Source organism: Ruegeria sp. YTSC230 (assembly GCF_059609665.1).
This window is the reverse complement of the sequence record NZ_JBXWMC010000018.1, coordinates 1-20,244: the sequence shown is the minus strand read 5'-3', so window position 1 is coordinate 20,244 and position 20,244 is coordinate 1. Positions and strand designations below refer to the sequence as shown.

15 protein-coding genes and 3 pseudogenes are annotated in these 20,244 nt (G+C 52.8%); 9 read left to right on the top strand and 9 right to left on the bottom strand.

What is annotated here, in order from left to right; translation table 11 throughout:
• Positions 1-194: 194 nt before the first annotated feature.
• On the top strand, positions 195-1,685 hold the full coding sequence (locus AC2FD9_RS22710) for an arylsulfatase (RefSeq protein WP_496754857.1): 1,491 nt from the start codon (positions 195-197) through the stop codon (positions 1,683-1,685).
• A gap of 358 nt (positions 1,686-2,043) precedes the next feature.
• On the opposite strand, the gene AC2FD9_RS22705 is transcribed toward AC2FD9_RS22710, so the two are convergent.
• Positions 2,044-2,451, bottom strand: a complete 408-nt coding sequence (locus tag AC2FD9_RS22705; protein ID WP_282121552.1) for a universal stress protein — start codon at positions 2,449-2,451, stop codon at positions 2,044-2,046.
• Between the two features lie 57 nt (positions 2,452-2,508).
• On the bottom strand, positions 2,509-2,958 hold the full coding sequence (locus AC2FD9_RS22700; protein ID WP_496834823.1) for a phasin family protein: 450 nt from the start codon (positions 2,956-2,958) through the stop codon (positions 2,509-2,511).
• A gap of 200 nt (positions 2,959-3,158) precedes the next feature.
• Here AC2FD9_RS22700 and AC2FD9_RS22695 point away from each other — a divergent pair, with 200 nt between their 5' ends.
• Positions 3,159-4,331, top strand: a complete 1,173-nt coding sequence (locus tag AC2FD9_RS22695) for a cation:proton antiporter (protein WP_496838897.1) — start codon at positions 3,159-3,161, stop codon at positions 4,329-4,331.
• On the opposite strand, the gene AC2FD9_RS22690 is transcribed toward AC2FD9_RS22695, so the two are convergent.
• The gene (locus AC2FD9_RS22690) at positions 4,332-4,739 is read right to left on the bottom strand and encodes a c-type cytochrome (protein ID WP_496834825.1); all 408 of its coding nucleotides are present in this window, start codon (positions 4,737-4,739) and stop codon (positions 4,332-4,334) included.
• Between the two features lie 746 nt (positions 4,740-5,485).
• Here AC2FD9_RS22690 and AC2FD9_RS22685 point away from each other — a divergent pair.
• On the top strand, positions 5,486-6,706 hold the full coding sequence (locus AC2FD9_RS22685; RefSeq protein ID WP_282168728.1) for an APC family permease: 1,221 nt from the start codon (positions 5,486-5,488) through the stop codon (positions 6,704-6,706).
• A gap of 103 nt (positions 6,707-6,809) precedes the next feature.
• Positions 6,810-8,366, top strand: a complete 1,557-nt coding sequence (locus tag AC2FD9_RS22680; RefSeq protein ID WP_496838896.1) for an MFS transporter — start codon at positions 6,810-6,812, stop codon at positions 8,364-8,366.
• Here the strand turns inward: AC2FD9_RS22680 and AC2FD9_RS22675 are convergent, their stop codons facing one another.
• Entirely contained in the window at positions 8,367-9,959 is a 1,593-nt protein-coding gene (locus tag AC2FD9_RS22675) for a trypsin-like peptidase domain-containing protein (RefSeq protein ID WP_496838895.1), read from the bottom strand.
• A 220-nt stretch (positions 9,960-10,179) separates the two neighbouring features.
• Positions 10,180-10,764: an Hsp20/alpha crystallin family protein gene (locus AC2FD9_RS22670; RefSeq protein WP_496838894.1), complete on the bottom strand. Its 585-nt coding sequence runs from the start codon at positions 10,762-10,764 to the stop codon at positions 10,180-10,182.
• A gap of 197 nt (positions 10,765-10,961) precedes the next feature.
• On the opposite strand from AC2FD9_RS22670, the gene AC2FD9_RS22665 reads away from it, so the two are divergent.
• Both AC2FD9_RS22665 and AC2FD9_RS22660 read left to right on the top strand, forming a co-directional pair.
• Complete coding sequence (locus AC2FD9_RS22665; RefSeq protein ID WP_496838893.1) at positions 10,962-12,266, top strand: ferredoxin reductase family protein; 1,305 nt, start codon at positions 10,962-10,964, stop codon at positions 12,264-12,266.
• A 336-nt stretch (positions 12,267-12,602) separates the two neighbouring features.
• Positions 12,603-13,166 (top strand): flavodoxin domain-containing protein, encoded by a 564-nt coding sequence (locus AC2FD9_RS22660; RefSeq protein WP_496838892.1) that lies wholly within the window; start codon positions 12,603-12,605, stop codon positions 13,164-13,166.
• A 76-nt stretch (positions 13,167-13,242) separates the two neighbouring features.
• On the opposite strand, the gene AC2FD9_RS22655 is transcribed toward AC2FD9_RS22660, so the two are convergent.
• The 3 genes and pseudogenes from AC2FD9_RS22655 to AC2FD9_RS22645 form a co-directional block, all read right to left on the bottom strand.
• Positions 13,243-14,088, bottom strand: coding sequence for a universal stress protein (locus AC2FD9_RS22655; protein WP_496838891.1), 846 nt, complete (start codon positions 14,086-14,088; stop codon positions 13,243-13,245).
• An 88-nt stretch (positions 14,089-14,176) separates the two neighbouring features.
• Entirely contained in the window at positions 14,177-14,554 is a 378-nt protein-coding gene (locus tag AC2FD9_RS22650) for a nuclear transport factor 2 family protein (protein ID WP_282121556.1), read from the bottom strand.
• A 113-nt stretch (positions 14,555-14,667) separates the two neighbouring features.
• Positions 14,668-14,866, bottom strand: a pseudogene (locus AC2FD9_RS22645) (hypothetical protein); the annotation flags it as partial.
• 184 nt (positions 14,867-15,050) lie between these two features.
• Here AC2FD9_RS22645 and AC2FD9_RS22640 point away from each other — a divergent pair.
• Positions 15,051-15,194 (top strand): annotated as a pseudogene (locus AC2FD9_RS22640) (IS6 family transposase); the annotation flags it as partial.
• A gap of 386 nt (positions 15,195-15,580) precedes the next feature.
• On the opposite strand, the gene AC2FD9_RS22635 reads toward AC2FD9_RS22640, so the two are convergent.
• Positions 15,581-17,227: an arylsulfatase gene (locus AC2FD9_RS22635; RefSeq protein WP_496838890.1), complete on the bottom strand. Its 1,647-nt coding sequence runs from the start codon at positions 17,225-17,227 to the stop codon at positions 15,581-15,583.
• Between the two features lie 989 nt (positions 17,228-18,216).
• Between AC2FD9_RS22635 and AC2FD9_RS22630 the strand changes: the two genes are divergently transcribed.
• Positions 18,217-19,905 (top strand): adenylate/guanylate cyclase domain-containing protein, encoded by a 1,689-nt coding sequence (locus AC2FD9_RS22630; protein WP_282168721.1) that lies wholly within the window; start codon positions 18,217-18,219, stop codon positions 19,903-19,905.
• A 192-nt stretch (positions 19,906-20,097) separates the two neighbouring features.
• Positions 20,098-20,244: pseudogene (locus AC2FD9_RS22625) on the top strand (IS6 family transposase); the annotation flags it as partial.

Sequence of the window (20,244 nt, the reverse complement as noted above, 5' to 3'; positions counted from 1 at the left end):
ACCTCCCAGCCGAACTGAATGCCAGTCCATGGCAACATCTGATCCGGCTGTTCGTCAAGAAAAACAACGATTTTTCTGAGTTGAGTACAAGAAGTCCTGGAGGAGGTGCTACCAATCCCCGACCGCAGTTTCGCACGCTCCTTTGACTTCAGCCACTGAGAAAAAGTACCCCAACGAGTGAACGTTCTTGACGAATGGTGACGTGTTTCTTCAGTCTTGAGCTCGTGATCTTGATTAGAGGCGATGTCATGAAGTGGTTATTGCGAACATTCCTACTGTCCTTATCTGTTCTATTTGCCACGGGCGCTTCAGCTCAAGACAAACCCAACATCGTATTCATATTTCTAGATAATTTTGGTTGGGGCGAACCTGGGTTCAATGGAGGCGGCATAATCCGAGGTACAGCGACCCCCGAGATGGACGCCCTCGCTGCGGAGGGGCTACGACTCACAAACTTCAACGTGGAAAGCCAGTGCACGCCGTCCCGAGCAGCGACCATGACAGGACGATACGGTATCCGAAGCGGCAACCACACGGTCCCACTGGGAGGTGGCGTTTACGGTCTGACCCAATGGGAAATCACGATGGCCGAGATGCTGAAGGAGGTAGGATACAACACGGCCATGTACGGTAAGTGGCACCTTGGATGGACCGAAGGGCGCTATCCAACGAATCAAGGCTTCGATGAGTTTTACGGCGTTGAGACCACTGACGTTACAGTCTGGCGCACGCTTCCGGGTTTTGCCGATGCCAACATGGAAGAGCCAGTTGTGATGCAGGGTGTTGCAGGCGAGCCAGCAACCATCGCTCAAGACTACGATCTGGACTATCGCGGCAAAATAGATGGCGACCTAACAAAGAAGGCCATCGAGTTTATCGAAGCGAAGAGTGCCGAAGACGCGCCGTTTTTCATCTATCTTGCTTATACTCAGACCCACTATCCAAACATCGCGTCCGAGGAGTTCGAAGGCGCCACTGGAAACGGCGTCTGGGCCGACATTCTGCTTCAAACAGATAGCTATATCGGACGTATTGTTGATGCGATTGAGGCGGCAGGCGTTTCCGACGACACCGTGGTGATATTTACTGCTGACAACGGCCCCGAAGCTCTTCCGGTTGGGAACGCCAACGTCTCGCCAGTTCCTGCGGTACATGGTACGGCCGGGCCTTGGCGCGGTACTCTGTTCACCAGCCTCGAAGGAAGTATGCGTGTACCCTTTGCAATCAAGTGGCCGGGAAAGATCCCTACCGGTTCTGAAAGCAACGATGTTGTCCACTCAATGGATCTCTATCCGACACTTGCGGCTTTCGCAGGGGGCAAGGTGCCTGATGACAGGGCCTTTGATGGTGTCGACCAGTCAAAGTTCTTTCTTGGTGACCAACCAAACTCAAACCGAGAAGGCGTGATCGTCTACATGGGCGAGCAGATATTCGGCGTAAAATGGAAGGATTGGAAAGTTCTTTTCAAAGAGAATACGACGGCTTTTGGTGCAACGGAGTCTTTCGACACACCAAGGGTCTACAACCTTCTTAATGATCCACACGAGCGTGAAAGCGTACTCTTTCCACACACTTGGGCGGTCGAAAAGGCGTTGCCTCAATTGCAGGAACACACTGCAACGTTCGAGGAATACCCTCCAATCCCACCGGGAACGCCTGATCCCTACGAACCACCTAAAAACTGAACGGTGGTTTTGTCCGTAAATTCGTCGTTCGTTCAAACGAAACGTGCCGCGCAGCAGCGAACGGCGGCTTAGCCCGCAACTCGGACGTTGGCTGCAACTTGCTGAAACGTCTACGTTGCGGACGAAGTGTGGATTCGCGGTACTTGCACCAATTGCAGTTTGATGTGCTTTGCTGACGTCAGAATGAGCGTGAAACGGATGTACAACATCACCGCAAGGCGGATGATTTCGAGACTGGTTTTAAAGTACTTGAAAGAGGCAGGTCTGCTAATGGCAAAAGACACGCAACCGCCCTGCAGCGCTCTACCCAAGTTCTTCTGACAAGACCCCATAGAGATCTCGCATCGCTAGCTTTGGATCACCGAATTACGTGAACCGAACACTTGGCATGATGCACGACTCTGTTCGCAGTGGAACCTAGAAATATGTCCTCGAATCCGGGCTTATGCGAAGCTAAGACGATGCAATCGGCGTCGCTCTGGTTTGCGAAGTCGACAATTGCCCTACCCGCATGCCCGGAGATGAGCTGTACCTTCGCGTCTGAAATTTCAGAGGCAGTCTTTTGTAGGTTCTCCAATATCTCATGCCGCGTATGTGCAAGCACTTCACTTGGAATCTGAGAACCCACATATGCCGGAATAGGTTCTTGGACGTGCACAACGGTGAAAACAGCGTCGGCATCAGCCAATTGGCGCGCAGCCTTAAACGACGCTTGAGTGTCATGTTCTTTGTCCAGAGCAACCGGGATCAGGATATTCTTGTACATTTGACCTCCTATCTACTGCGCAGATGATTTCAGTTTGGTATTTCGGCAGCAGGAAACCTACACAGGCTCAGACTTTGAAGATTTCCCCGCGCTCTTTGTAGCGGCTGCAACATCACCAACTGTTTTCTCAACAGCTTCAGCTTCTGTTTCTGCGACATAAGATGCACAACGGGACACAGTTTCGAACCATTCCTGCGCGTCAGCAACCAACCGCTCAGCTGAATGGCGCTGCCATTCCGCCATGCTCTGAAAGGCTTTCGATGGATCGGACGGGTTCGCGGACGACACATTGCGTGCAGCTTGTAGAGCCGCCCGGACCGCCTCATGACGCCGTTCGAACCAATGCTGTGCAAAGGCCTCTGTTTCTTCGAGAAATTTTTCCTGCGCGTCCCAAAATTGTTCGATCTGGGCTCCGAAGGCCGGATTGCCAGACATGGGTGGCTGCATTTGCTTAAAAACATCCAACAGTGAGGTCGGGCTGTTTGTGCTAGTTTTCTTTCTCGACATCGAAAGTTCCTCCTCATTTCCTGTATGTGTTACTGTGCCACCTGCGGCGCGCTTTCGCCTTAATACAGATCAATATCCCATATTTTGCGGATTTTCGGCCTAAGCTGCGACGGGACAATCGCATTCTCTCCGACAACGGTTCCTAAGTGGCAGAGTTGGAATTAGAGTAGTTTAGACAAGAACCTAACGCTTGGATTTCTATGCACATTGCCGGCTTTCTCATTAGCCTTGGTGTCCTCTTCCTTGCCGGATTGACAGCCGATCAATTAGGCCGGGCCACGCATCTTCCTCGTGTTACTACCTTACTTTTCCTCGGTCTGATCGCCGGGAACGCCGGAATGGGTTTGATCCCACTCGACGTTGCAATGCGGTTCGACGAGATTTCCATTGTGGCTTTAACGATGGTCGCGTTTCTTCTTGGAGGTTCTTTAACCCGCGAGAACTTGGTTCGGCATGGCAGAGCCATTCTGACGATTTCGATTTCAATCGTGGTTGCAACCCTTGTTATTGTGTCTGCTGGATTGACCGCAATTGGCGTACCCTTCGGGTTGGCGTTGGTGCTGGCGGCAATTTCTACGGCTACTGCTCCGGCCGCCATGACAGACGTGATCAAACAATCTGGGGTGTCCAACAGCTTCACCGAGACATTAAAGGGCATAGTCGCAATTGATGACGCTTGGGGTCTGATCGCTTTCAGCGTCGCATTGGTTCTGGCCGGTCATTCGGACGGTTGGGCCACCATCACGACCACAGCGATGTGGGATTTCGGAGGGGCTATTTTGTTGGGTTCCGCGCTAGGCGTGCCATCCGCTTACCTCACCGGTCGCTTGAAGCCGGGAGAGCCAATGCAGGCAGAAGCAATGGGTATCGTCTTTCTGACAGCGGGCCTCGCGCTTTGGCTGGAGGTTTCATTCTTGGTAGCAGGCATGGTTGCGGGCGCAGTTATTGGGAATCTTGCCCGCCATCACGACCGTGCTTTTCATGAGATCGAGCACATTCAGTGGCCGTTCATGATTTTGTTCTTCCTACTGGCTGGCGCCACGCTGGATATTGAAGCCTTCGGCTTGATGGGCTGGGCTGGTGCTCTTTTCCTATTCTTGCGCGCCGTGGCCCGCCTTGTCGGAGGTTACTGCGGAGCGAGACTTGGCGGCCTGCCTCGCCGTCAGACCGGTTGGTTCGGCCCCGCTTTGTTACCACAGGCCGGTGTTGCGGTCGGAATGGCTCTTGTCGCCGGAGAGCAATTTCCGGATTGGGCCGCGTCGATCATGGCCTTTACCCTAGCCAGTACAGTTGCCTTCGAGGTGTTGGGGCCGCCGCTGACTCTCATGTCAATCAGACGAACGGCTGACACGGATGAACCAATTGGTCCATGACTATTCAGACTGGATCGATTCAAGAAAGGCGAGCAAATTCGCCAGCGGCAGGCCTACCATCATTGGTTGCCCACTAGGCAAAGCCACCGCGATTTGTTGGTCTGTCTCAAACACCGCACCAAAGATTGGCATTTCGCCCCCATGGGCGAGCAATTGCGAACGACCGTCAATCTGTTCAGCTATACGATCTATCGGAAACACACCGTCGTTTTCGCCTGCCAATTTGGTGAGGTCAGGTGTTCGAATAGCCAGCATTTCCGCCATTGGCCCGTCTCCGGTTGCTTCGAAACCGTGACATTGCCAGCAATACGTCCGGTACAAATCTCGTCCCTCATCGACGCTGACCTCCTGCGCCAGAACGGGTCCCGTGACGAACAGTGCCAGTAAAATTCCGCGAACAATCTGCATATGCTCCTCCCATTTACTGCCCCGGATGCAGATCTATTTAAACCGCATCCTTAAGAAACTTCTTTGACCTCGCTCATGTTGAACGCTTCAGCACGAAGATTGGTTTTTCGGTCGAATGGCGCTTGAGCACGCGCCAAGTCCAATCCAGGCGGCCTCCAACTACGCCACTTCGTCATTGACCTCACTCCCCCTTGCGCCCTGGCGGCACTCCTTCCAAAGCGTTCAAATGCCAACGAATTCGCCAGAGGTGATGCGACACGCGATGCAACCAGTCGAGCCCAAGGTTGGTAACAGGTTCCAGAGCATCAAGAATAGCTTTCTACCCTAAATCTCAAACCGCCTCACATGTTTGCTTTGCCTTTAAGTCCGAAGGCAAACGACAGTTGGTTGGGATTCAGCCTCGCAGACCGCCGACCGCGAGTTGATTGACATAGATCAAAGCACCAACAAGAATCACATAGTGAAATACGAATGTTTTAGCGTGTTCTACGTTCACCGGTCTGTCCCCAAGCAAACACAAAGGTGAACGGAATTCTTAAGGAGTGGAAGTTCCACCCAAGGGGGCTCGGCAGGAGTGGTGGCGAGCCCCCGTGTTACTTGATTGGCGCCCAATGCGCCCAGGCGTTGAGACACAAGGCATTCGATGCAGCTTTGACCATCGGATTAAGCCGCTGCGCCAATCGCGGACAAAAACGAGACGGACGCCTCTGACGACGTTCTGAATGGGCAGTTTGTGGAAATCGCTTATGAACTCTGTTGATCCAAACGAACAGAAACTCAGACGGGCCCTTACGACCCCGTTGCTCACGCTTTATGGCCTTGGAGTAACGGTCGGAGCGGGCATTTACGTTTTAGTCGGCGCAACAGCAGACATTGCCGGACCGTTTGCGGCGTTGTCGTTCGTTGTAGCCGCGCTCGTCGTATCACTCACCGCGCTTTCGTATGCAGAACTCACAACTCGATTTCCTGTCAGCGCAGGTGAAGCAGCCTATGTTGAGGCGGGATTTCGGAAAAACTGGATGGCGGTTTTCGTTGGGCTTGCGGTGGCAGCCTCGGGCGTTATCTCCGCTTCTGCCGTTGCAATTGGCGCAGCATCATACCTTCACGCTTTGACCGGTTTTGCGATCCCTATTTTGACTATCAGTGTTGTTTTGATCATGGGTCTAATCGCGCTTTGGGGGATCACTGAGTCTGTCTTTATTGCGGCTGTCATCACGATCATTGAGATCGCAGGTCTTCTCTTTGTGATTGGCTGGGGCATGTCGATCCAGGATCCGCAGGGATACGGGATCAGTTCGATGCTTCCGCCGCTGGAACTCGACGCGTGGAGAGGCATTTTCGCAGCATCACTTCTCGCTTTCTTTGCATTTGTTGGCTTCGAGGACATGGCTAATGTCGCGGAAGAGGTTAAAGACCCCGTGCGCACCATCCCAAAAGCGATTTTGCTAACGCTCGTTCTGGCAACCGTGTTGTATCTAGGAACCTCAATGACGGTTCTACTTGTTGTGCCGATCGATGTTCTTTCGACGTCCGCAGCACCCCTCGCGCTCGTGTTTTCAAACGCGCCCGAGGTCATCAAACAGGGCTTTTCCGCAGTCGCGATTGTGGCGACAGTCAATGGAGTACTGATTCAGATGATTATGGCCTCGCGGGTGATCTACGGACTAGCTGACCGTGACCATTTGCCGAAGGTTCTGGCGATAGTCCCTAAATCAACGCAGACACCAGTAGTTGCTACTTTGCTGGTCGTCGCAATCATCGTTCTGCTGACCCAAACTATACCGATTGGTACCCTGGCAGAGCGCACGTCTCAGATCGTTCTGGGCGTCTTTGTGCTCGTCAACATGTCGCTGATCCAGCTGAAGATGCAGCCGGACGAGGCCGCCAAGCATTTCCGAGTTCCTATTGTGGTACCGATCCTTGGGGTGATCACCAGTGCATTGCTTTTCGGATCTGGATTTCTCTAACTAGACAAAACGACCCAAAGGCCTCAACGAACTGCCACGGCATATGACGACTGACCAAACTTCCATAGGATCAAAACTTTCAGCCTGGTGGCATAGAACGTTTGTGGATCTGGTTCAGCAGCTGCAATGGTCCTATCTGCCGCCATTGATGGTCTATTTTGCGGCCGGCGTGTCCGGCCTGACCTCGGTCGTCGGTGCTTTTTTCCTAAAAGACTACCTCGATTTATCCGCCTCTTTCGTTGCAGGGCTAGCATTTTGGGCTGGTATCCCGTGGATACTCAAAATGCCGCTTGGTCATGTCGTGGACCTGTTTTGGCGCTGGAAGTCCCTGCTGATCTTGTTCGGCGCGTCCTTGATCACGTTGTCTTTGCTCACCATGTACGGGCTCGTGACCGCACCTGCGCTGATGTCCAGTTTCATGCCGCTGGAAGACTGGTATGTTGTTGCCTTGCTCTTGGCGCCTTCGGGCTATGCAATTCAGGACGTTGTTGCCGACGCCATGACGGTTGAGGCGGTGCCAAAGGTTGACCAGAGCGGCGCACCATTTTTGCCGGAAGAAACTCGTGCACAGCACACAACGATGCAGACCTTGGGCAGAGTTTCGATCATTTCCGGGTTTGCGGCGGTTGCTGCTGTAAACATCTGGATATTCTCTGGAACCGAAGAACTGCAAGAATCCGAACGCCTTACGCTTTATGGCCAAGTATATCTGATAGCTCTGACCATCCCGGTGTTGTCCGTTAGTGGAGTCGTTCTTCACAGCTTTATCCAGCGTCAGCTTATTAAGTGCGGCCACCCGCCACATACGCCGGATGAAGCCACCGAAGTCAAATGGTCCATATTGCTCGGCGGCCTTGCATTCGTTGTGCTCAGCATCGTGCTGGGAACCGCAGATTTCGAATTCGCGCAAGAGACCGTTTTTGCGGTTTCCCTGACGGTGATCCTTTACCTCATGTCGCGTCTGCTGAAGGAGTTGGAACCAGCCCAAGCCAAAGCCTTGATCGGGACAGCGACAGTCATTTTTGTATTTCGTGCCGTTCCTCTGCCGGGACCAGGCCTGACTTGGTTTGAAATCGATGAACTGGGGTTCGATGAGCAATTCCTGGCAATTCTGGCTTTGTTAACTTCGATGCTGGCCCTGCTCGGGTTAATCGTCCTTCGACCATTTATGGCCACCCGCTCGATTGCGCATGTGGTGGTGTTGCTAACGATTGCGGCGGGCGTTCTCGCCCTGCCTAACCTTGCCCTCTACTACGGTGTGCACGAATGGACGGCGGCGCATACCGGCGGAGTTGTCGACGCAAGGTTCATTGCCATTCTTGATACAGCTGTTGAGTCGCCGCTTGGACAGATCGCCATGGTCCCGATGTTGGCTTGGATCGCACGCAATGCCCCTGTTCAGTTGAAAGCGACCTTCTTCGCGGTGATGGCATCGTTCACAAACATGGCTTTGTCGGCCAGCAGCCTTAGCACCAAATACCTCAACCAAACATACGTCGTCACTCGCGCCGTCACAAATCCAGAGACCGGTGAAGTCACGTCTACCGCAGACTACAGCCAACTTGGGTACTTGCTGATCTCCGTGGCCGTGATCTCGATGATTGTTCCACTGGCCACAGTGTTCTTTGTTCAAAACTCGCGCTTCCGAACGAGCGAATGATCACTGGCTTTTGACCTCTCCTAGCAGAGCTCTGAGATGTGAGACCGGGACCCCGATGTTTGAACCGCCAAACTCGGGCAGGATCGCAGCATTTACGGCAACGACCTCGCCTCGCCGATTCAATGCTGGCCCTCCACTCCCACCGGTCGTGGTCTCGGCGTCATAAACTATAGCGCTCCCGCTTGTCCGCGCAACTATCCCCCGGCTTGCTAGCGGGTGTATCTTGCTTTGTGCTGAAAGTCGGGACGCTATCGACCAAAAATTCAACGTCCCTTCTGCTTCCAGTTCCTCTAAAAAGCCCGGACCAGCCTGCGCGATCAATGCCCTCAAACCCGTTGGATACCCCAACAGATAAAGCTCTTCACCTACGCGCGACGTGGCATCCGCCAACGGAATGCCGAGGTCGTGAACGCGGCTAGGCTCTACTGCCAAAATCGCCAAGTCTGCCGCTTCGCTGAACCGGACCAAACGCGCCTCTATTGGTTCCGTCTGATCAGGCAAATAAGCCAGCAGCCTCAACATTTCAGGCTTGAGACCAGCGTCGTTCAGCGCTTTTTCTCGACTCCCCGAGGTCCAGGGCAAAGCGACATGGCGGTTGGTGGCCATCAACGGCACCCCAGCAATCAAAAACGCGGTTCCGGTGAACTGAAATTCTGCAGGTTCGCCGGTCCCGTCCGGTTCGATCCAAGGCTGGCCAAACGGGGTTTTCAGGTTTTCTCCGTTCGGTCCCAAAACGTGCCGTAATATCTTCCCGCTTTCCACGTGGCGCAATCCATAAGCTCCCTGAAGGAAAGCTACAGATCGAGTGGAGGCAGCTATCACCCGCGTGGGTGCCCCCGCCCGTTGCTCCAAGGTTCCAAGACGCTGCTCAGTCGACAAAACCTGGTTCTCAAAAGCGTCACGCAACGAAGCCAAGTCATCAGGCGTAAGTGCATCTTCTCGCGTCTGAGCGAGCATAACCGCGACCGCTTCGATCTTGCGGGACTCCTGTCCGATACTATCCGCCAAGCGCCGGTCGTTTTGGTAAAGTAGGTAACCAAACCCCGCGATCACAAGAAGCGTTGCAAGTACTGTGATCCTGAAAAGTATCGTGGTCTGAGACGCAAGCCGCCGCCCACTATCGCGCAGGGCACCAGACATCTTTTTGGCGAAGGGTCGACGGCTCGTTCGGGTGTAAGCATATGCGTCACTGAGAATATCTTCGACTGTGTGGTGTGCGGGAAATGAGTGATCGCACAACCTGTATCGAGACATAGGGCCCTTTTCGCCGAACTCGATCATGTCGCCGTGCCTCAAAGACACTGATGAAGCATTTTGCCCGTTTACCCATACATTGCGCCCTGCTGACGCGGTTACCGTGTAACCTTCGTCAGCCCATTGTAGGGTGGCAATATCGTTATCATGGGGAGGCAGGTCATCCCTAGGACGAAGGCTTAGCACCCTTTCATCGTCAACTGAAACAGTTAGGGTTTTATCGACAAGCCAGTTCACGTTTCCGCGCGATGGACCTGTCAGGCTCTCCAGAAATGCCCGCACCTCACCTTCACCACCATTCCCGGAGGATGTAATGCTACTCGCTTCTGGATTTCGCATTATGACCCCCTTTCCAAACGCGTGAGGGCATTCTACCACGCTGCAACACCAAACCCATGGCTTGGTGCGAATGTACATAAAACGCATTTATACAAACACTTGCGATGTCCGCCCGGATTCAATCAAAAAACATCTATCAGGCCGCGGCTCAAAGAAGGCCGATCCATGATCGGCCCTCTGCTTTGGCATTTTCAAGCCCCGTATCGAGCCAACAGACCGTCTATTTCGACGATACCTTGATCTTACAGCTTGGATCCTGAGGCTCAGTCTTCGGCATTTCGATATGCAGAACGCCTTTGTCGAATGTTGCGGAAATCTTGTCGATTTCCACGGTGTCTGGCAGCGACATGGCTCTGGAAAAACTGCCATAGCTTCTTTCGCTGACACGTAGATCGCCCGTTTCATCATGCGCAATCTTCTTCTGACCGCGCAGGATTAGCCTGCGATCCTTGATTTCAATTTCCACATCATCCTCTTCGAGCCCTGGCAATTCAGCCGTCAAGGCAATCGCAGAATCCGTTTCTTGGACATCGATTGCGGGTGAAATCGCACCTGTCATGTCAAGAGACGGAAAACCTGTGCGTTGCGCAGCCGTTTCCATTGGTAGGAAAGGTGGTCCTCCCCCGAAAAAACGCGACATCAGGGTTTCCATTTCACGCCGAAAGTTGTCAGAGAGCGGATGCATTCCAGTGAAAAGTTGCGGGGACTTTTTGTCTTCTAACATTTTGAGCCTCCTCCATTGGCCTGATTTCACGCGCGCAACATTATGACAGGAAAAGCGGTCAAGGACCTTGATCTTGCGCAAGCATGCAACCTCAGGATCAGCCAGACCGAACGCGGCGGCTGAACGAACAGAAACGGGAAACTTCGTTCACTAAACTTGCCTCGTCGTGGTGAAGTTAACACCATTCTCAGTAGTCTTGATCGGAATCCCAGGTCAGCTTAGCGTTTATTTTGAATGAGCCCGAGCTGCCTAGCTTTAGCACAGTGGAGCAAAACTGTATGAAATGGCCTTATCTGGCGCTGATTTACGTTTTGCTGATCTTGGCTCCCTTGGGTTTTTCTTGGTCCTTGGGGTGGCCACCACGATCATTTAATCAAGAGCTCGCGTCCGGGCTTGGGATGCTGGCTTTTTCAATAATCTTAGTCGAGTTCCTGCTGTCTGGGCGGTTCAGGTTCATCTCTTCCGGTCTGGGTATGGATGTAACCATGCGGGTGCATCAGTTGATGGCGCGTACAGCACTCGGCTTTGCGCTGATACACCCGCTTCTCTATCAGGGTACGCCTTCGGGCGGACGCCGCCCGTGGGATGAAACAAACCAACTTACGATTTCCACCGACTTTTCTACGCTGGTATCGGGCATCGGCGCATATCTATTTCTGTTCATTTTGGTCGCCTCGGCAATTGCCCGCAAATCCCTTGATTACAAATACGAAACATGGCGCCTCTTACACGGGCTGGGAGCCTTGGTGATCGCATGCCTGTTGTTGCATCACACGGTCTATGCTGGGCGCTACGGTGGGCATCCGCTACTAACCTATCTCTGGCTTGCCCTAACCAGTATTGCAGTTGGAACTTTGCTGTATGTCTATCTCGTTCGCCCTTTACGTCAGAGGAAGAGACAGTGGCGCGTCACGTCTGTGTCTCGACTAACACCGAAGCAATGGGAGTTGCGCGTCGTTCCAGATGGTTACAACGGACTAAACTTCGAAGCAGGGCAATTTGCTTGGCTAAACGTCGGCCACAGTGTTTTTTCGCTGCATGAGAACCCATTCTCGATTAGTTCGGCACCAGCCGAAGGCCCCGAAGTTTCATTCATGATAAAGGAGCTTGGGGATTTCACATGCGGCCTCAGACAGATCGCTCCGCAAACCACGGCCTATCTGGATGCCCCGCACGGAAATCTATCGATCAGCCACCGAACTGAGAAAGGCATTGTTCTGATCGCAGGTGGTGTCGGGATCGCGCCCATGTTGAGCATTGTGCGTCAGGTACGGTTGAGTGGAACACAGTACGAGCTCAAGCTTATCTATGGCAACCGGGTGGAGGAGCAGATTGCTTTTCGCCAGGAGTTGTCCAAAGAAGAAACAGTATTTGTTCTATCCGAGCCGCCAGAGGATTGGTCCGGAGAGACAGGCTTGATCGACGGTCATCTGTTGGACCGCAATTTGTCTTCTGAACAATTTGAAAGCTGGCTTTTTGTTCTCTGCGGCCCCCCTGCCATGATGGACACGGTCGAAGATCATCTGATTGAGCGGGGCACCGCGTCACACCGGATTTTGTCTGAAAGGTTTGACTATGATTAGACTGCTCAGAAACCTGCCCGCACGCCAACAAGTAAAACTCGCAGTTTGGTTGATCAGTATTTCAATCTTCGTCGCTGTCTTGGCCTTTTGCTTAAGGTAGAAAGCTAGACCGCCAGGGGTTGGCTAGCTTCAAGGCTGCCGGCCGAAAAGGCAGGTATTCTTGGAGATGGATGCCGTCACGAACTTCCTAATAAACATGCTCCGCGTGGACAGCATGAGCATACCGCAACGATCCAGATATGCCCCTATGAAACGCCTTTGATGGAGATCAAGGGCAACGCACGTCACTTATTCATAATAAGCAATCTATTCAGACCGATTTTTGGGAGGATCGGAATGACTTTACTCATCGCCTTCGCCACGGTCGAAGGCCAAACAGCAAAGATTGCGCGCTTCATCACCGATCTCGCGAAGAATGCCGGTTTCGATGCAAAGCTGATCAATACCGATGAAACGCCCAGCCACGTTTCACTTGACGAAGTGGTCAAGGTTATTCTCCTGGCCCCTGTCCACGAGCGTAAGCACCCCAAGTCATTCGAAGCATTTGTCGCTTCAAATAGAGATGCCTTAATGAAGCGAAAGTCTCTCGTGCTTTCCGTCGGTCTAAAAGCTGCTTTCGCGTCAGGTCGAGAAGAAGCACGCGACTATCTTGACGAAATGCTTCTTCGAACAGGTTTTGAACCAAATGCGACGGCTTTGATCGCAGGCGCGGTGAGGCCCGAAAACTACGGGTATTTTGAGAGGGAGATTCTTCAGCGCGTCGTCTTGCTCGGTCGAAAAATCGATCCACGAGAAGGGGCAAGGGAGTTTACTGACTGGGATGAACTCACGTTAATTGTGATAGAGTTCCTTGGCGAAAACGGGCGGGCAAACACGCTTCAACCTCAAGCAAACTCTTAAAAAAGTCTCTCAATTATTTACCGATGAACTTTGATTGCTATGACTCCCAGAAAGTCACAGTTATCGGCTCACTTCATCAGTGTCCGAAAAGCACTGGTAAACTTGTCTGCTCCAACATTGCTTGCGTCGTGCCCCCAAAAACTGACTCTCGCAAATGGGAATGCCCATAAGCGCCCATAACAATGAGATCGGCCCCCGCTTCTCTTGCTCGTTCTTGAATGCAATGTGCAACTGAATTTCCCCCGCACTGGAACTGCGACACGGTCACGTTGCAACCGTGATGGCCGAGCCATTCAGCTAGGTCAGTTCCATGCACACTACCTTCTACGTTCTCAGGCGACGGCAAATCAAAACATCCAATTACAACTTCCTTTGCCGCCAGAAGAATGGGTAAAGCTAAATGCGTCGCCCTGGACGCAGGCAAGCTGTCATTCCATGCCAAAAAAACGCAGTCGCGTTGGGCAAACGGATCTCCATTTATCATCAGAGCAACCGGCGAATGAAACAATACTCCGCACGTGATCGTGTGAAATAAATCGGGGTCTTTTCGCAAATCAGCGTCTAGAAAAGCGATGTCAGAGCATTTGGCTTGTTCTGCTACAAGTTTCTGTAACTCTGCTCCAAGTCCCATGAAGCCAGTTACATTTGCAGATACGCCCTGCCCAGCAAGAAGCGTTTCAACTTCAATGGCGCGAGACTTCAGGGCGGCATTTTTCGCGTGAAGAACGTCCAACCAGTTTGAGGGTAGACCCGCCTCAACGAACCTGTTTGATCCATACTTCAGGTAAGGCAGGTTAGGTAAGGCCGCGATCACTACGCAATTCAAGTGGTCGTTCTGGATATGGGCAGTTTCAGCGCATTCCAAAATCGACGCGTCGTCAGCATCAACTCCTACATAATATGCCACTGTTCTGTGTTGCATTCCCGACCTCCGCCCGGAATTTCACTTCGCCCGAAAGCCGTGCGCATTGATTGAACCAGCAAATAGCCGATGTTGTTATTCGCTCTTCTTACTTCGGCAGCATGAAAAACTCTTCCAGCACAATCTTGCCTTCCGCCACCGAATACACCGCGATCTCGCGCAGGGTCATACGCTCACCCGTGGCCTTCTGAACGACTTCGGCTCTGAAGCGGACTCCAAAGCGGTTGGGTGGGTGGACGTAGGGGCCATCCACTTCTAGTTCTTGGATTTCATGCGATGCCAACCAATCCTCTCTTTTTCCCTTGATGGCTTCTCGCCCCTTTGAAACGCGGAATTGTCGAACCGGAGGCACGACTGCCTCTATCGACTGTGCGTTTTCGGCGTACATTTCATCAACACTTGCAAGGCCCCTGCGCTCACGCATGGCCTGGACGAATGATCTTCCGATTTCAATCAACTCTTCCATGAGCCCCCCCCCTGAATTACCATTGACAGTACCACTTCTTGCCCGCGCCAATCTTGACAAGGATCAATAAGCATATCGATGGATACTGTGAGGCCGGTTCGAACAAGTCTCAGCTAGGCCAACAGAGATGTCGCTTGTAACGCGCCAAGTTCGCGCCACTCGGCAAGAGCGGCGGTGCCGTGACAACTTGAAGGTGTTTCGGCTGGGAAGGGATCGCCCCTGGTTGAAGTGATTGGAGACGGAGGAGTGAACGGCGACGAGCTTCTGCAAACTTCGCATCCGCCTTAACCGCTGCATCGTATGTCGCGAACGGCTGTTTTGTCCGCAAAGCAGACATTCACTGAATTCTACCGAATGGCCGCATCGAGCCTCACTTTGACCGGTGCTGCGCGATGCCCGAATGACGGCGATGCGCAGTTTACTGACTTTACAAAGTCGACCCAGTGCTCTGAATCTGATATTCACAAATCGTCGGAAATTGGCGATGTGAGCCCTTATGCGAAGTTTGCAGAAATTCGCCTCCGTCCATTCCTCCGTTTACAACCACTTCAACTAGGAAAGATCGTTAGCCAGTCGAAACACCTTCAAGCTGACCCGCGCCGCCGCTTTTAGCGAGTGGCGTCAACTTTGTTCCGGATAAGTTCGCGATTTCCGCGGCAAACTGAGACTAGTTCGAATTAGTCTGACAGCACCTCTCATCCGATACAGTCTTCACGAAGTTGATTATCTCAGATTTCGTCGCACCGCCGTTCCAAGACTTCAGGGGGTCAGAGAAGGCTTGTGTGCTGGCGATTACCAGACAAGCGGATCCAAAGGCTGCTTTGATCAACCAGTGCTTTGACATGTAGATCACCTTTTAGAATCACAAGTTAAGGGGATTGCGGGCGCTGAGCGAAAGTCCGTGGCATTCGCCAATAGCATCCAAAAAAACTCACTCCAGCCTAGAGAAACTGTGAAGAAGCACTTACTCCGTTTCACATTATTGATGTGTCGAGGCGCCGCATTACGACGCCCCGACCATTTGCGTCAGTTGCCGGTTGGCAGGCTCAAATTGAAGCCGTCCTTTTTCAACTGGTCGCGCACCGTCGTGAAGCGGTGGTATTCGCTGAGCGTAATTGGACCGGAGTAGGATTCGCTTTGCACCGGACGTGGGGGATAGTCGATGTAGGTTCTCACAACCCGCTCAACCTCGCCCATCAGTGTCGGCATCGTCCAAGTGTTCTCACGCCCGGTGGTCATGAAGATGTCGTAGCGCTCCATAGGGTCTTCCCAAAGGTTGAACACCTGCGGAACGGTAGCAACGTACATTTCGGCCCCACGCCATCCCAATTCGGCAGCAGGAGCTTCGGATCCGGCACGCGCACCGTTGTCGCCGCGCATGTTGAAGACGGCCTTCCATTCATTGACGCGCACCGCGCCCGGAGTGAGTTCATTCTCGGTAAAATACGCCCAGGTGTTGCGCTGTGGGTCGGCCTCACCAAACAGGACCGGAGCCATATCAATGCTGTCAAAAATCGTCGGCTGCCCTTCCCGGTCTTCGGTCGGCAACGGAACGCCGGCGAGGTTGGCAAAGGTGGCCATCAGATCGGTGCCGCCGGTGATGTCGCTCGACTTCGTGTTCGGCTCGATCTTACCGGTCCACTTTGCGAAGAAAGGTACGCGGTATGCCCCTTCACGGTCAGTCCCTTTGGTGCCACGAAACGGTGTCATGCCGGCATCAGGATGCACATCCTGCCATGCGCCATTATCAACAGTGTAAATGATCAGGGTATTTTCCCCAATTCCGAGATCTTCCACCTTGTCGAGGATCTGACCAGTGTGGAAATCAAGCTCTACCACCTTGTCGCCATACTTGTTCTTTACCGCCGACTTGCCCACAAAATCAGGCGACGGCAGGTTAGGCTGGTGGTTCGCAGCCCAGTTGATAGACATGAAGAATGGCTGGTCCAGGCCAGCAAGACGCTCCAGTTCTGCCACCGCCTTTTCCGCACCAACCTTGTCCAGCGCGGCCAAATCAGCAGTCGTCATGTCTTCGATAGTCAGCACTTCCTTGGCAGTATCTCCGGCCACGCCTTCAAAAACGCCGGTGGTGTTCACTTTGTAAAATGCTCTCTGATCATCGGACATCTGCACATTCCAGTCGTCCAGCGCATAGGTGTACGCATTCAGGTGATAGAGAAATGTGTTTTCCATCTTGTCGTAGCCATGGGCTGTCGGCATGGCATAATCTGCTTCCCCGAGGTGCCATTTTCCCATGAAGTAAGTGTTGTAATCAGCCTGCTTCAAAACAGACGCAATCGTCCATTCTGCCGCCGGTAGTCCACCACCCTGACCCTGAAAAGCAACCGTCGTCATGCCCGAGCGGTTCGGGAAACGCCCGGTCTGCATCGCGGCACGCCCCGGCGTGCAAGAGGATTGAGCGTAGAAATCTGTGAACATCATCCCTTGCTTGGCCATTTGATCAAGATTGGGCGTGTCCATGCCGCGCGCGGCGCCCCCATGATAGGCACCAAGGTCCCAATACCCAGTATCGTCAGAAACGATCATAATGATGTTGGGCTTGCTGCCATAGGTCGACAAAGACGTCGGATCGAAATCCTGAGCCGTCGCGGAGATCGCGAAAGTACAAAAGAAAGCAGCCAATGGCGTGGCAACTTGGTGAGGTTTAATCATGTTTATCTCCTACTCCGGGTAAAAAGTATTAAAGTTTTGAAACTGCGCGTTTCTAAAGGTTTTGATACAGTGCAGAACTGAACACACTACGACCTATTCCGAATGGCCTCTTATACTTTTGGATACATCGGCCTCTCGGGGCGCCGTTTAATCACACCGAACAACTAGTCGATAGGACACTAAACTTTGGATGACCCTTGCGATCATCCTCAGTAATCTCTGTCGTCGTTTTTAAGTCTAAATCAACGTTTCACTTTTTTGAGTGATTTAACCCACGAATAGCGCTTGCTTTACCCGCATAAAAGTTTGACCGCCTCATGTTCAACGAAGGTTGTCAGTGGAAAACGGCAGAGAACCAACGACTCACATTACATTATTGCGATTCATCTATTTGTCAAAGTTTCGTCGTGTACAAATCCGCCCCGGAAGTCTTCGTCCTGATAGATCAAAGGCCAATCATGCTCTAACTTTCAATTTGGACCACTAAAATTGGGCGGCTCAGTTCGACCAACGCGCTAGAAGCGGCCGTAATCGCGAATTGGGTTGGGCGCACCCAGAGCAGGCCATCGCTTTAGACCGTGGGCAACTTTGCGTAGCCAAAATTTTGAGACCTTCCTATTTAATGTCCGGTTTGCACTGTTTGCGGTCCTCCGGTGAAAGCGGGCCAATGGCCGCAAAGTCCGCAGAGTGGTCGTTCGTACCAACTGCCGCGAATGACCGCTACGAGCCCAAAGCGGAATTGCTTTGCCACGAACATTGGCAGCTAAAGAAACGCAAGTAACTAACTCCGCGGATATGAAGGTGACCGTTTGCTGAATGCGCGACAGGTATTTGAGCATTACCTTTTTAGTTGTGCGTGTATGCCTGTACCTGTGCTTTCTATTCATTAAGGCTTTTCAAAATCTGACGAATGGGCTGACAGAAGCAACCCACCGAGCTAACTTCATTGCAAAGAGGAGGGGTGAATGGGAAGACGTCTCACGACGGTATTGGCCGCCGACATTGTGGGCTATTCCGCGCTGATGGATCAGGACCGTACTGGCACAGTCGCTGCATTAAAGACCTTCCGCGAGGACACGTTTCTCCCGATCGTGGAAGATACCAATGGTTCACTGATCAAAAGCATGGGCGACGGCTGGATCGTCGAGTTTCAATCACCATCTGAAGCAGCAGCTTGCGCGATTGCAGTTCAGTCCGCCCACAAACCTGACCACATCAAACTGCGCATCGGGGTTCACACAGGGGAAGTTGTAACCGATGGCGATGACATTTTCGGCGACGGCATCAATGTTGCGGCGCGTCTGGAGGCTCTCGCGAAGCCGGGACAAGTGCTCTTTTCAGATATGTCACATAACAGCCTTGACCGTAACGATGCGGGATTATTCGACGGCGGAGAGCAAACCGAACTGAAAAACATCACGCGGCATGTTGGAATCTGGTGTTGGCCAAAGGGTACGAAAGCCAATCTCGCGATCAAAGCGGATGTGAGGCCGGGAATCGCAGTGCTCCCATTCGACAATATGTCGGGTGATCCGGAGCAGGAGTTCTTTGCCGATGGCATAACGGAAGACATCATAACTGAGCTATCTCGGTTTCGTTGGTTGATGGTCGTCGCACGAAACTCTTCTTTTTCTTATAAGGGGAAAAGCACGGACATCCGCGACGTGGGCCGCGACTTAGGGGTTCGGTATGTACTGGAAGGCTCCGTTCGGCGTTCCGGGCAGCGCGTCCGCATCACGGGACAGCTCATAGATACCGAAAATGGGAGCCATTTGTGGGCGGACCGCTTTGACGGTGTGCTCGACGACATCTTTGATCTTCAAGATCAAGTCACCGAAGACGTAGTTACAGCTATTGAACCATCGGTGCGGCACGCTGAAACAAATCGTGCGCGTGCAAAACCCACCAAGGACTTACAGGCATACGAGCTCTACCTCCGAGCTTTATCACATTTCCACTTGCTGACTGACCAAGACAACATAGAGGCAATACGACTGACAAAACTGGCTTTGGATCGAGATCCGGAATACGCCTCCGCAGCGGGCTTGCTAGCATGGCTTCATATCCAACGTCTTGTGCAAGGTTTGGAACCTGTAGATCAGGGACCCAAGTCAGCTGTCGCGGCCGCAGAGCAGGTGCTGCGGAGCGATCGCGCGGACGGCATTGCAAAGGCTTATGCCGCGCATTCGATCTCTATGCTGGCACAAGACCTGTCCCGCGCGCGGACAGCCTTTAAGGAAGCATTGTCGGAAAATCCCAACGCGGCGACGGTCCACATGCTCGCCGCTGCAAATCTTTATTTGCTGAATCGCCCTGACAAGGCGCTGGAACATGCAGTCCGGTCTGTCGAACTCAGCCCGGGTGATCCATTGCGGCACGCCGCTTTCATGGGACAGGGTGCCGCCTTGTTTCACTTGGGACGTTATGAGGAAGCCGCGCAGGCCTGTCGCGAAGCCTTGGCTGTGCGTGCAACCTTCCTGATGAGCCACCTGATGCTGATTGCCTCGCTCGCTGAGCTCGATGACATAGATGCGGCAAAAACAGCGGCTGTCAAATTGAACGAAATCGCTCCGAATGCGGCTTCGATAACCGAGACAACACGTTTACCATTATTCTCTATTCCAACCTGCGCTGATCGCTGGCGCAGCGGGTGGAAAAAAGCAGGGTTGCAAGTGTGAAGGCAAACGGCACCCCCCCCCCCGGTTCCGACAACCATGCATTCGGTAAAGGATATTTCGCCTTTGTCTTGAAAATCAGTCGCTGACCAAAACTCTGCCTGGCTGGCCCTCCTCATGGACACGGAACACCAAAATGGTCTTGTCAGAAGAGCTTTGCTTGAGCGGGGTAGGGCAGTTGCGTAGCTTTTGCCCATGACCAGACCTGCCTCATTCAAATACTTTAAAACCAGTCCCGAGATCATCCGCCTTGCGGAGATGCTGTACATCCGTTTCCCGCTCTCGCTTCGGAATGTCGAAGATCTGCTGCACGAGAGAGGCATCGACGTGAGCCACGAAACT